Source organism: Parasediminibacterium sp. HNIBRBA5674 (assembly GCF_056745525.1).
In genome coordinates this window covers 21,623-34,290 of record NZ_JBQWIE010000016.1, presented here as the reverse complement: position 1 = coordinate 34,290, position 12,668 = coordinate 21,623, and the positions used below count along the sequence as shown (strand labels likewise).

Below are 12,668 nucleotides of genomic sequence, written 5' to 3'. Positions count from 1 at the left end.
CCCTACGATGGACGCTTTGCGGTGAGTAAGAGATTCGAACTCTTGATACAGTTTCCCGTATACACACTTTCCAGGCGTGCTCCTTCAACCACTCGGACAACTCACCTGTTGTAATTGTGGGGCGGCAAAAATAATGTATCGTGTACTAAAAGCGATACAAACTTTAACATACGCAAGTATATATTGTGTCAAACGGTGTGAAGCAATAGAAGAAGTAAAATAATTTTGCTGAAGAAAAAAAAGAAGCCATGAATGAAAAATTTGTAGCAAGAATTGCTGAAGAATTGCAAACAATAGATGCAGCTGGATTATTTAAGAAAGAGCGCATTATTACAAGCGAACAAGGTGCTGAAATAGTAGTAAATGGCAAAACGGTTTTAAACTTTTGCGCCAATAACTATTTGGGTTTATCATCTCACCCCAAAGTAATTGAGGCAGCACACAAAGCTATAGATACACACGGCTATGGTATGAGTAGTGTGCGTTTCATTTGCGGTACGCAAGACATACATAAAGAACTAGAACAAAAAATTGCTACTTTTTTAGGTACAGAAGATACCATTCTATATGCTGCTGCATTTGATGCAAATGGTGGTGTGTTTGAACCCCTATTCAACGAAGAAGATGCTATTATTAGCGATGCTTTAAACCATGCAAGCATTATAGATGGTGTAAGATTGTGTAAAGCACAACGCTATCGCTATGAACACAATAACATGGATGACTTAGAAAAAAAGCTACAAGCATCGGCACATTTGCGAAGCAGAATTATTGTAACAGATGGCAGCTTTAGTATGGATGGAACTATTGCACAACTTGATAAAATTTGTGACCTTGCTGATAAATACGATGCCATTGTGATGATAGATGAATGTCACTCATCGGGCTTTTTAGGTAAAACTGGTAGAGGTACACATGAGTACAGAAACGTGATGGGTAGAATAGATATTATTACAGGCACATTGGGTAAAGCATTGGGCGGTGCAAGTGGTGGCTTTACATCTGGCAGAAAAGAAATTATAGAAATTTTACGTCAACGTTCAAGACCATATTTATTCTCAAACACAGTAGCACCATGCATTGTAGGCGCATCAATAGCTGTACTTGATATGCTTACTGAAACAACAGAGCTTAGAGATAAACTAGAATACAACACGAAATATTTTAGAACCAAAATGACAGAAGCGGGTTTTGATATAAAACCTGGTGACCACCCAATTGTACCAATTATGTTGTATGAAGCAACAGTGGCTCAGCAATTTGCAGCAGCTTTGTTAGAAGAAGGTATTTATGTGATTGGTTTCTTCTATCCTGTTGTAGCAAAAGGGTTAGCACGAATTCGTGTACAATTGAGCGCAGCACATAATCAAGAACACTTAGATAAAGCTATTGCAGCTTTTGTAAAAGTGGGTAAACAACTGGGCGTATTGAAATAACCTTAAGCACTTGCTTTACTAATTTTTAACTGTAAAGAAGGGCTTGCCTTAATAATAATGTTGGCTTTAATTTCTGGTGCTTTGTTAGAGGTGGTTTCAAAATTGAAAGCCTTTAACAAAGCACTTGTTATTGTTTGTATTTGATAATCGGCTAAAGCCATACCAAGACAAATGCGCTTGCCTTGACTATAGGGTATATAGGCAAATGTTTTACCCTTAAAATTATCTTTCTCGAAGTTAGTAATGTCAAATTTATCACCAGACGGCCAAAACGATTTATGCCTATGTAATGCGTAAGAGTTAACAACCACAATACTTTTAGCTTTTATAAACTTACCCCCAATAATATCATCGTTTACAGCTACACGAGCTGTAGACCAAACGGGTGCATATAACCGTAGCGACTCTTTAATAGCTAATTGCAATAAAGAAGGTTGCTTCAACACATCATCAATTGTCGAGGCTATAACCTTTAATTCGTCTTTCAAAAGCACTTGCAAGTTTGGTTGTGCAGCAATATTGTACAATAGCCAAGATATAGCGGTAGCAGTCGTTTCGAAGCCAGCCAACAAGAAGTTGAAAAGTTGGTCACGAATATCTTTTTGTGTAACTCGACCTTCTTTAAACTCGCTAAGCATCAAAGCGAATAACCCAATGGGCTCAAAGTCACCATTTAACAACTCCTGTACAAGCTTACCTGAAAAAGCATTCAGTTTATCAATGTGCTGCTGGTGCTTGTTGTACTCATACTTAATACCAAGTGGCTTTAGGAAGAAAGACTTGGCTTCAGAAACCGCACCAACGTTCCAACTTGAAGCTTCAATACGTGCATTATACGTGTCAAAAACCTCTTTATAATTAAATGGATAATTTTTACAAACATGGCTGCGCAGCATGATTTGCAACATCAGTAAATGAATATCGTGCTCAATATTCACTACAGGATTATTCGCTATTGCATCAGACCATTTTATGATAAATTGATTGATTTCTTCTTGCAACACAGGTAAGGTACTATCTATTGCTGTAGGCGAAAACAAACTCTTTAATAGTTTATGTTGAAATTCCCAATCGCTTCCTTCACTTATAAAAATACCATTGCCAAGCATTTCTTCTAAGCCTGTGGTAGACATTTTCAAAGCTCTTCCTCTAGAATAGTTGTCTACATTGTCTTTCAGCACATGCTTTACATAATCAGGATGATTTAAGAAGATGATGCTGCGCATATCGCCAATCTTAAAAGCAAAAATATCGCCGTAGCTTTCTACCATTTGATAGATAGCTTTCAACGGATTTTTAAGCATGCTTACAGAATGGTAGGGAATTTTATACCAAGGAATATTTTTCGGTGCATCTGCCATTACTACAATTTAAAATTTTCGACTTGAAAAACAAACTCACGAATTAATCTTGCTAGCATTGGACCATCACTTATTAAATGGTCAAGCGATAATGTAGCGCCAACAATATTTGCGTTGGGCTTTTGTGGCTCTATACTTTTAACATCCATAAAAGTACCAATGAACATACCTACTGAATGAAAGTGCGTAGGCAACCCGTAAGATATAACACGTGTATTGCCACTATGAATAGTAGAACTGAAATAAACATTGCCCACATAACTCTTTCTAATTAAAGGATTGCGCATGGTTCTTCTATAAAACAAATGCCTTAGAAAACCAGGAAAACGCATAAAGAAACGCTCGTCTTTTGTGAAGGTTTTCTTCATTTGTAGCATTTTCTTTAAATCTTCTTCTAGTTCTAAAATTGATTTTTTATTAACCCGCCTAATAATTTTATACCAAATAATTTTCTCACCATCTTGCTGTAACTCAAAGGGAAAAAAAACATCTGCTTCTTCAAACTGATAGTATTTATTGCCTTTACCTACCATAGCAAAAGCATCTTTATATTTATCTAGTGCTTGTGCAAAACAGTAGAGTAAACAAGCTAAAATTGACACATTTAGATTCTGTTCTTTCTTAGCTACTTTTATTTGCTGCCTGATGTGAGCGATGTCTATTTGAAAAAGACCATGCATCAAATTGACATACTTATTAAACGCAGCAATGTCTGCTACAATTTTTTTGTCAATAGGAAAATCCTTAACCGTAAACTTTTTGTCAGACATTGTTAAGCAATTAGAAAGATGAAATTTAAGATGCCAAACTTACTCGCAATTTAATTGATTTCGTGGCTTTGATGATAATGTTAGGATTAATAATTGGCTTTTTATCATCTACGGTTGTAAAATGAAAGGCGCTAAGCAAGTGTGGTACTATCGTCATCATTTGATAATCGGCCAAAGCCCTGCCAATGCACATACGCTTACCTTGCCCAAAAGGTATATACACAAAATTTTTGCCCTTAAAATTATCTTTTTCAAAATTATCAATGTTAAATTCATTTGCATTTTGCCAGAAATCTTTATGTCGATGCAAAGCATAAGAACTAATCAACACAAGGGTTTTAGCAGGTATGTGATAACCATCTATTACATCATCAGCAATTGCTTCACGTGCATACGACCATACAGGTGGATATAAGCGCAGTGTTTCTTTAATTGCCTTTTCAAGCACAGGAAACTGTTTTGTAGTTCTGTCTACAATTTCTTCTTTTACTAATTTTTGAATAGGCTGATATGCGGCTAGATTGTACAACGTAAATGTGATACCTGTAGATGTTGTATCAAATCCAGCAAATAAAAAATTGAGTAATTGGTCTTTAATATCTTGTTTGGTGACTGTACCATTATTGTAATCAACCAACATTGTTGCAAACAAACCACTTGGTGTAAAAGCGCCCTGTAACAAGTCCTCTATCAATTCATCAACAAAAGCCATTAACCATTCTAGTGATTGCTGTGGTTTGTTGTAATGATATTTAATACCGAAAGGCTTTAGCGCAAATGCTTTTAATTGTGCCAAGAATATTTTCTTAGAATTAGAGGCATTCATGAATTGTTTTAATGTAGCCAAAATATCGGTCGCAGGAAAAACAATATTGCTGCAAACATGTGTACGCAACATGATGCGCAACATCAGCAAATGCATTTCTTGTTCAACATCAATAATTGATGCCTTTATAATTTGCTCTTGCCAACGTTTGGTAAGCAACGCTAATTCTTCTTCAATAATGGGTAAAGTGCTTGCAATAGACGTGGGTGAAAATAGATTACGCAACATTTTATGTTGTTGTTCCCAGTCGTCACCATCACTCATAAAAATACCATTACCAAGCAAATCTTGCAAGGCACTAAAAGAGGGTTGCTTAACGGCTTTACGGCGAGAATAATTATCCTGATTGTCTTTTAAAACATGCTTTACATAATCTGGATGATTTAAAAAAACAATAGAACCAATTTTGGAAATCTTCAATGAGGCAATATCACCATAAGTATCTTCAATATCTGAAATCGCTTTTAAAGGATTGTTCACCAAACCAAAACCATACTTAAAAAGCTTTGTTGATGTTATTGTTGGTATTTGCTTTTCTGCTGTTGACATGTGTTATAATCTTTCTTGTAACAGTTACATTTGCACCACTAAAAAATTTCAATGAGATACACGTCATTCACCCTGTTAAAAGTAATTACAAGTATAGCACTTATCAGCGTATTTGCTGCTTGTAGCCCTAATAATGTTACTATTGATAACAACTTAAAGCCCATTTTCGATAGTAATAAGGTAATAGGCAGCTTTGCTATGTTTGATAATGGTACAGGGCAATTTACCATTTACAATTTGAATCGTTACAAAGACACAGGTTTTTTACCAGCATCTACTTTTAAAATTGTGAACAGCTTGATCGGTATAGAAACCGGCAAGGTTGTAAACGAGAAAATGGTGATAAAATGGGATGGAAAAATTAGAACTTTTGCCAACGGTGATACTGCTAAAAACTGGAACAAAGACCTTACCATGGCCGAAGCATTTGAATACTCGGCCGTTCCTTACTACCAAGAAGTTGCCAGAAGAATAGGCAAAGACACTATGCAAGAATACCTAGATAGTATGCATTATGGTACAGCAAAAATTAAAACAGCTATCGATTCTTTTTGGTTAGATAATTCATTAAAAATTACTGCTGATGAACAACTAGGTATAGTAAAGAAATTATACTTCTACCAATTAGCCTTTCAACGTAGAAGCCAAGAGATTGTAAGAAAAATGATGATTCGTGAAAATAACACTAACTATACTTTAGCCTATAAAACAGGCCTAGGTTCTACAGAAAAAGGTACACAGCTTGGTTGGGTTGTTGGTTGGGTAGAAGAAAATCACCACCCATACTTTTTTGTGCTAAATGTAGAAGGTGCAAAAGATGTAGCAATGACCAACTTACGTGTTGATATGCTAAAACGCATTTTGAAAGGCTATGGCTTTTTTGAAGGGAAAAAATAAAAAAGCCCCAACCCTAAAGGGAGTTTTAACAAGCCGCAAAGAATTTTGCGGCTTGTTAATTTTTACTAAGAATGCAACGTCCATAAAGCTAGAAACATTCTAACCTGTAACTTGCAACCAATACATGCTTCAATTTCAATACATAGAATTTTTGTTTGGCTTGGTTATTCTATTACCATTAGTAGGACTGTTTCTATTTGTGCTACGCTGGAAAAAAAAGAAACAGAAACAACTTGGCGATAGTAGATTAGTTGCTCAATTAACAAGGAACTATTCGCATCAAAAATATCGACTAAAAATTGTTGCAATAATTGTATGTATTGGCTTGCTGTTTATCAGCGCAGCTAATTTGCGTAAGCCATTATCACCAAGGGGTTCTGCAACAAAAGGTATTGATGTAATGATACTACTTGACGTAAGTAAAAGCATGCTAAGCGAAGATGAAAAACCAACAAGGTTAGATAAAGCCAAGCAATTAATTTACCAACTAACAGACCAATTGCAAGGTAATAAAGTTGGCTTGATTTTATTTGCTGGCCAAGCTTATTTACAAATGCCATTAACAGCAGATGCTGCGGCTACAAAAATGTTTGTCAGTAATGCCAATACCGATGTAGTAAATCTTCAAGGTACAGTTATTAGCGAAGCGCTTACACTTTGCAATAATAGCTTAGAAACACAAGAGAAAAAATATAAAACCGCTATATTAATAACTGATGGTGAAGACCACGATGAAAAAGCAGTAGAAACAGCCAAAATACTAGCTGATGCAGGTGTGGTATTACACACAGTAGGTGTAGGTAGTGTAGAAGGCACACCCTTAATAGAAGCAGGTACCAATGATTATAAAAGAGATATTAGTGGCCAAACTGTGATTACGAAATTAAACGCTGAATTACTGCAACAGCTTGCTAAAACAACAGGTGGTACTTATCACACATTAAGTAACACGAGTGAAGTAACTACACAATTGATAAACACCTTAAACGAGATGGAAACAAAACCTATTGGCAACAGTGGCTTTGTAGATTATCAATCGTACTATACCCTATTTTTAGCCATCGCAGTCATATTATTACTAGTAGAAACATTTGTAAGCGAAAAAAAATTACAATTCAGTTGAGAATAACTTATACCATATTAGGTCTCTTGCTTAGTAGCGTAACATTTGCCCAAAAGGCAAATAATACCATTATTAAAGCCAATGAATTGTACAAAAAAGGTGATGTAAAAAACGCTGAAACCTTTTATAACGAAGCCTTAAAAATTGATGGTAAAAATACAGCGGCTTTATTTAACAAAGGCAATACGTTGTTTAAGCAAAACAAATACAATGATGCCGTAAAGCAATATCAAACAACAGCTGAAACAACTACCGATGCTGAATTACAAGCCAAAGCCTATTACAATAAAGCCGTAGCAGAGATTAAACAACAACAATATCAGCAGGCCATACAATCACTGAAGCAATCGCTAAAATTGAATAATAGCGATGAACAAGCAAGAGAGAATTTGCAAAAGCTGTTAACTGAAATAAACAAACAAAAGCAACAACAGCAGCAACAAAAACAAGAACAACCACCAAAGGAGAAACCTTTAACCAAAGAAGAAGCTGCGAAACAACTAGAAATGTTGCGCAACGAAGAGAAGCGTTTACAAAAAGAAATACAACAACAAAAGAATAAACCAAGTAAAAACGAGAAAGATTGGTAGGGCTTAATCTGCTTGTATCAAAACATTTTGTAACCAAGATTGTAAATTTGTACAATCCTTAGCAAATTATAGTAACATCACATTATCTTAATAAATTCATGCAACTATACACCAACTCATTAACTGAATACAGCCGATTACTAACCAAAGAAGTAAAAATTGGCGATTTATTGTTAGGTAACAACCATCCTATTCGCTTGCAAACCATGACCACTACAGACACCATGGATACAATTGCAACAGTAGAACAAACTATACGTTGTATAGAAGCAGGTGCAGAACTAGTTCGCATTACAGCGCCATCAAAAAAAGAAGCAGAAAATTTACTGAACATAAAAAATGAATTACGTAAACGTGGTTACAACACACCATTAATTGCTGATATTCATTTTACACCAAACGCGGCAGAAATTGCAGCTAGAATAATAGAGAAGGTTCGTGTAAACCCAGGTAACTACGTAGATAAAAAGAAGTTTGAACAAATAGATTATACCGACCTTGAATACGCTGAAGAGATAGATAGAATAAGAGACCGCTTTACACCATTGGTAAAAATTTGTAAAGAATACGGTACAGCCATGCGCATTGGTACTAATCATGGTAGTTTGAGTGATAGAATTATGAGCCGCTATGGTGATACACCAAACGGTATGGTAGAAAGTGCGATGGAATTTTTACGTATTGCTCGTGGCGAAAGCTATCACAATATTGTATTGAGCATGAAAGCAAGCAACCCACAAGTAATGGTGCAAGCTTATCGCTTATTAATACAACAAATGGATGCTGAATTTGGTGAGTGCTATCCTTTGCACTTAGGTGTTACAGAAGCTGGTGATGGTGAAGATGGTCGTGTAAAAAGTGCTGCTGGTATAGGCACTTTACTAGAAGATGGTATAGGCGATACGATTAGAGTATCGTTAACTGAAGATCCTGAATTTGAAATACCTGTATGTAAAGATTTGGTGAAGAGATATGCGGTCAACAGTCAACAGACCACAGACCATAGTAATGTACCAAGTATAGAAAAAGTACCTTATTCACCGTTTACTTATAGCCGTAGAAAAACATTTGCGGTAAACAATATTGGTGGCAATCAAGTGCCTGTGGTAATTGCAGACTTAAGTAAGTTAGAAACGATTACGCCTGCATCGCTAGAAAGCGTTGGTTACAAATACGATGAACCAACCGATAAATGGAATATTAGCGATGCTGCTGCAGATTATATTTTTACAGGTAAGGCCGAATTAGATTTTGCATTACCAGGAACACTAAAAGTTATAAGCCTCCCCAACCCCTCCAAAGGTGGGGCTTTAAACCATGAAATAATTTTTCCAATTTTCAGTGTTGATGATTTTGTTAATTCTAATGACATTCATCCTAGTTTAAATTTTGTAATGTTAGATTGTTTTAATGATAATAACGACTTCATTGAACTTGACAAGCTCACACAAAGCCCCACCTTTAGAGGGGTTGGGGCGGCAGTCGTTCTTTGTCTATCATCTACCAACAAAAATGCGATGCAATCTATACGCAGAATGTGTGTAGAATTGATTCAAAGAAAAATAGAAAACCCTGTTATTATTATCACAGATAGCAATTGGCAAACCACTGATGAACATTTAATTCATTATGCTACAGAAGCTGGTGCATTATTGTTAGATGGCTTTGGTGATGGTGTGTGTTTTGGTATGACATCTGAAAGCTACAAGCAGTCGATGGTCAATAGTCAACAGTCGACAGGTAGAAATTATAGTATCAATACTTCTGTAGAGCAATTTATCAATTCTACTGCCTTTTCTATTTTACAAGCAACACGTACTAGAATTTCTAAAACAGAATACATTTCTTGCCCAAGCTGTGGCAGAACCTTATTTGATTTACAAGAAACTACTGCAAAAATTAGAACCGTAACTAACCACTTGAAAGGTGTAAAAATTGCCATTATGGGCTGCATTGTAAATGGCCCGGGTGAAATGGCTGATGCAGACTTTGGCTATGTGGGTAGTGGTTTGGGCAAGATAACCTTGTACCGTGGTAAAGAAGTAGTAAAGAAAAATATTGATAGCGAAATAGCTGTTACTGAACTTATCAACTTATTAAAAGAAAGTGGTGCTTGGGTAGAACCTTCCCTTAGCTAAATCAAAAGCATCATTCAAAGCATTTTAATCGGTGGTTTATTTTACATATTGACCAATTGGCAAGCGGTTAGCAATACTTCTTGCCAATGTCATTTCATCAGCATATTCAAGTTCGCCACCAAAAGCAATACCACGAGCTATGGTAGTAACTTTACAAGGCAGGTGGCTTATTTTTCTTTGTATGTAATAAATGGTCGTATCGCCTTGAATATTTGGGTTTAGTGCAAATAGAATTTCTTCAGTTTCTTCGGTTTCTACCCTGTTTACCAATGTTTCAATATTTAATTGATCAGGACCAATACCATCAATCGGCGAAATAATACCACCTAATACATGATAAGTGCCACTAAACTGTTGCGTACTTTCTATAGCTATTACATCACGAATATTCTCAACTACACAAATCAGGTTTTGCTTTCTTGCTGTATTACTACAAATGCTACACAATGAGCCATCGCTTACATTAAAACATCGCTGGCAAAACTGAATATCTCTACGCATTTTGGCAATTGTTTCGCCAAAATACTGCACATCGTTTACATCTTGCTTTAATAAATGCAATACCAAACGCAAAGCTGTTTTTTTACCAATACCAGGTAGTTTGGCAAACTGCGCCACTGCATTTTCCAGTAAAGTAGAAGGTAATTGCATTTAAAAAATTTGCTACAAAGAAACAAAGGATAAGAAGTACAAAAGCAAAAAATATCGCTAAGAAACATCAGCTATGAAATTCGTTAAACTAATCCTTAACCAAAATTTCTTAATTATTTGTGCGATAATCTGTTTAATATTTATACTTTTACGCCCTCAATTAACAACAACAAACTAAAAGCAGTTGAAAAACACAACTTCATATCAAACAGCAATACAGTTTTTACCTGTAATGCCTGCTTTTAATCCGCGACCACGACGCGGTTGCTGATAGGACGAGCAGTTGGCAGTTGCCCCTATCAGTGAACCTTTCCCGACTTACAAGCACTTAATAGAGAAGTGTAGACGTTTTAACAAGCATCGCTCATTTTTTTAATTTTTCAAGTTGGAACAGCAGGATATTATTGTTCGTGTAGCTAATCATCTCGATACGCATTATGCGCTTCGCATTACTGACGAAATGGAATCATCGGCAAAAGCCCGTGGTACTGGTATAGCTAAACGTAGCCCAGAATATATAGCCAAAAAAATGCTAGAAGGCAAAGCCGTTATAGCGTTGATGCCTAGTGGCCAATGGGTAGGCTTTTGTTATATAGAAGAGTGGAGTCATGGAAAATTTGTGGCTAACAGTGGTTTAATTGTTTCGCCAGAATTTAGAAAAAGTGGTGTAGCCAAATTGATTAAGAAAAAAGTATTTGAACTATCTAGAGAAAAATATCCAAGCGCTAAAATATTTGGTCTTACTACTGGTCTAGCTGTTATGAAAATAAACAGTGACTTGGGCTATGAACCTGTTACCTACAGCGAACTAACAGACGATGAGGAATTTTGGGCTGGCTGTAAAAGCTGTGTCAATTATGACATATTGATGAGTAAGGGTCGCAAAAACTGTATGTGCACAGCTATGCTTTTTGACCCAGCAGATAAAGCAGAACCAAAAGAAACCGCAGCAGATTTTGAAGAAAACTCAAGTCTGTACGAACGTTTTAACAGGCTAAAGCAATCGAAACTATTACAGTGGTTTAATAAGAAAAACGAGCAGCCAAAAGACGGCAAGCCAAAATCTATTTTTAAAATTTTTTCTACTTAAATAATTTACCAAAAAACATGGCACAAGCAAGCAAAAACGTTGTTTTAGGATTTAGTGGTGGTTTAGATACTACGTTCTGCGTAAAATATCTTACAGAAGACAGAGGTTTTGATGTACACAGTGTAATTGTAAACACGGGTGGTTTTAATGACGAAGAATTGGTACAAATAGAAGCACACGCTTACAAACTAGGTGTAAAAACACACACCACTGTAAATGCTGTTGAGGGCTACTACGATAGCATTATTAAATACTTAATTTATGGTAATGTATTAAAGAACAACACTTATCCATTAAGCGTAAGTGCAGAGCGTTTAAGCCAAGCATTACACATTGCAGAACATGCAAAAAAATTAGACGCTGTAGCTGTAGCACATGGTAGTACTGGTGCTGGTAACGATCAGGTTCGTTTTGATATGATTTTCCATATCATGATTCCTGGTGTAGAAATTATCACTCCTATTCGTGACTTAAAATTAAGCCGTGAAGAAGAGATTGAGTATTTAAAGAAAAAAGGTGTTGACATGAACTTTGAAAAAAGCATGTACAGCATTAATAAAGGTTTGTGGGGCACAAGTGTAGGTGGTAAAGAAACCTTACAAAGTAAAGGTATGTTACCAGAAAGTGCATGGCCTACGCAAGTAACAAAAACTGACAGCGAAGAAGTAAAATTGACTTTTGTAAAAGGCGAACTAACGGCTGTAAATGGTCAATCATTCAATCATCCTGCAAAAGCCATACAATACTTACAAACTATAGCTGGTGCTTATGGTGTTGGTAGAGATATTCACGTTGGTGATACAATCATTGGTATTAAAGGTCGTGTAGGTTTTGAAGCTGCTGCACCGATGGTTATTTTAAAAGCGCACCACGCTTTAGAAAAACATGTACTTACAAAATGGCAGCTAAACTGGAAAGATCAACTAGCACAATTTTATGGTAACTGGTTACATGAAGGTCAAATTTTAGACCCAGTAATGCGTGATATTGAAGCTTACTTAACTAACAGTCAGCAAAATGTAACTGGTGATGTGTTTGTACAATTAATGCCTTATCGTTTTCAAGTAATAGGCATAGAAAGTGCCTACGATTTAATGAGTGCTAAGTTTGGTAAATACGGTGAAATGAACACTGGCTTTACTGGTGAAGATGTAAGAGGATTTAGTAAAATTTTCGGCAACCAAACTTCTATTTTTCACAAGGTTGTAGAAAGCATTACCCCTAACCCCTAAAGGGG

General features: G+C 36.0%; 11 protein-coding genes and 1 tRNA gene. 7 read left to right on the top strand and 5 right to left on the bottom strand.

The window, feature by feature from the left end; genetic code table 11:
* Positions 1 to 19 precede the first annotated feature (19 nt).
* Positions 20 to 106, bottom strand: a tRNA-Ser gene (locus tag ACT9TX_RS09605).
* Between the two features lie 142 nt (positions 107 to 248).
* On the opposite strand from ACT9TX_RS09605, the gene kbl reads away from it, so the two are divergent.
* Positions 249 to 1,436 (top strand): glycine C-acetyltransferase, encoded by a 1,188-nt coding sequence (kbl, locus tag ACT9TX_RS09600; protein WP_481338068.1) that lies wholly within the window; start codon positions 249 to 251, stop codon positions 1,434 to 1,436.
* Positions 1,437 to 1,438: 2 nt separating this feature from the next.
* Here the strand turns inward: kbl and ACT9TX_RS09595 are convergent, their stop codons facing one another.
* From ACT9TX_RS09595 to ACT9TX_RS09585, 3 genes are read right to left on the bottom strand one after another with little or no spacing between them, the layout of a single operon-like run.
* Positions 1,439 to 2,797 (bottom strand): cytochrome P450, encoded by a 1,359-nt coding sequence (locus tag ACT9TX_RS09595; protein WP_481338067.1) that lies wholly within the window; start codon positions 2,795 to 2,797, stop codon positions 1,439 to 1,441.
* Positions 2,798 to 2,799: 2 nt separating this feature from the next.
* The gene (locus ACT9TX_RS09590) at positions 2,800 to 3,567 is read right to left on the bottom strand and encodes a hypothetical protein (protein WP_481338066.1); all 768 of its coding nucleotides are present in this window, start codon (positions 3,565 to 3,567) and stop codon (positions 2,800 to 2,802) included.
* 25 nt (positions 3,568 to 3,592) lie between these two features.
* Positions 3,593 to 4,942, bottom strand: coding sequence for a cytochrome P450 (locus ACT9TX_RS09585; RefSeq protein ID WP_481338065.1), 1,350 nt, complete (start codon positions 4,940 to 4,942; stop codon positions 3,593 to 3,595).
* Between the two features lie 51 nt (positions 4,943 to 4,993).
* Here ACT9TX_RS09585 and ACT9TX_RS09580 point away from each other — a divergent pair, with 51 nt between their 5' ends.
* From ACT9TX_RS09580 to ispG, 4 genes are all read left to right on the top strand, one after another.
* The gene (locus ACT9TX_RS09580) at positions 4,994 to 5,839 is read left to right on the top strand and encodes a penicillin-binding transpeptidase domain-containing protein (protein WP_481338064.1); all 846 of its coding nucleotides are present in this window, start codon (positions 4,994 to 4,996) and stop codon (positions 5,837 to 5,839) included.
* A gap of 124 nt (positions 5,840 to 5,963) precedes the next feature.
* Complete coding sequence (locus ACT9TX_RS09575; RefSeq protein ID WP_481338063.1) at positions 5,964 to 6,962, top strand: VWA domain-containing protein; 999 nt, start codon at positions 5,964 to 5,966, stop codon at positions 6,960 to 6,962.
* The gene (locus tag ACT9TX_RS09570) at positions 6,959 to 7,552 is read left to right on the top strand and encodes a tetratricopeptide repeat protein (protein ID WP_481338062.1); all 594 of its coding nucleotides are present in this window, start codon (positions 6,959 to 6,961) and stop codon (positions 7,550 to 7,552) included. The genes ACT9TX_RS09575 and ACT9TX_RS09570 overlap by 4 nt, the downstream gene beginning before the upstream one ends.
* 98 nt (positions 7,553 to 7,650) lie before the next feature.
* Positions 7,651 to 9,690, top strand: coding sequence for a (E)-4-hydroxy-3-methylbut-2-enyl-diphosphate synthase (ispG, locus tag ACT9TX_RS09565; RefSeq protein WP_481338061.1), 2,040 nt, complete (start codon positions 7,651 to 7,653; stop codon positions 9,688 to 9,690).
* A 36-nt stretch (positions 9,691 to 9,726) separates the two neighbouring features.
* On the opposite strand, the gene recR is transcribed toward ispG, so the two are convergent.
* The gene (recR, locus tag ACT9TX_RS09560) at positions 9,727 to 10,341 is read right to left on the bottom strand and encodes a recombination mediator RecR (RefSeq protein ID WP_481338060.1); all 615 of its coding nucleotides are present in this window, start codon (positions 10,339 to 10,341) and stop codon (positions 9,727 to 9,729) included.
* A 385-nt stretch (positions 10,342 to 10,726) separates the two neighbouring features.
* On the opposite strand from recR, the gene ACT9TX_RS09555 reads away from it, so the two are divergent.
* Both ACT9TX_RS09555 and argG read left to right on the top strand, forming a co-directional pair.
* Entirely contained in the window at positions 10,727 to 11,431 is a 705-nt protein-coding gene (locus tag ACT9TX_RS09555; RefSeq protein ID WP_481338059.1) for a GNAT family N-acetyltransferase, read from the top strand.
* 17 nt (positions 11,432 to 11,448) lie between these two features.
* Positions 11,449 to 12,663, top strand: a complete 1,215-nt coding sequence (argG, locus tag ACT9TX_RS09550) for an argininosuccinate synthase (protein ID WP_481338058.1) — start codon at positions 11,449 to 11,451, stop codon at positions 12,661 to 12,663.
* Positions 12,664 to 12,668: the final 5 nt, after the last annotated feature.

What these genes read in the sequence shown, in the direction of transcription:
- ACT9TX_RS09595 (WP_481338067.1), bottom strand. Translation starts at nt 2,797, where the DNA reads ATGGCAGATGCACCGAAAAATATTCCTTGGTATAAAATTCCCTACCAT.
- ACT9TX_RS09575 (WP_481338063.1), top strand. Translation starts at nt 5,964, where the DNA reads ATGCTTCAATTTCAATACATAGAATTTTTGTTTGGCTTGGTTATTCTA.
- ACT9TX_RS09585 (WP_481338065.1), bottom strand. Translation starts at nt 4,942, where the DNA reads ATGTCAACAGCAGAAAAGCAAATACCAACAATAACATCAACAAAGCTT.
- ACT9TX_RS09590 (WP_481338066.1), bottom strand. Translation starts at nt 3,567, where the DNA reads ATGTCTGACAAAAAGTTTACGGTTAAGGATTTTCCTATTGACAAAAAA.
- recR (WP_481338060.1), bottom strand. Translation starts at nt 10,341, where the DNA reads ATGCAATTACCTTCTACTTTACTGGAAAATGCAGTGGCGCAGTTTGCC.
- argG (WP_481338058.1), top strand. Translation starts at nt 11,449, where the DNA reads ATGGCACAAGCAAGCAAAAACGTTGTTTTAGGATTTAGTGGTGGTTTA.
- kbl (WP_481338068.1), top strand. Translation starts at nt 249, where the DNA reads ATGAATGAAAAATTTGTAGCAAGAATTGCTGAAGAATTGCAAACAATA.
- ispG (WP_481338061.1), top strand. Translation starts at nt 7,651, where the DNA reads ATGCAACTATACACCAACTCATTAACTGAATACAGCCGATTACTAACC.
- ACT9TX_RS09580 (WP_481338064.1), top strand. Translation starts at nt 4,994, where the DNA reads ATGAGATACACGTCATTCACCCTGTTAAAAGTAATTACAAGTATAGCA.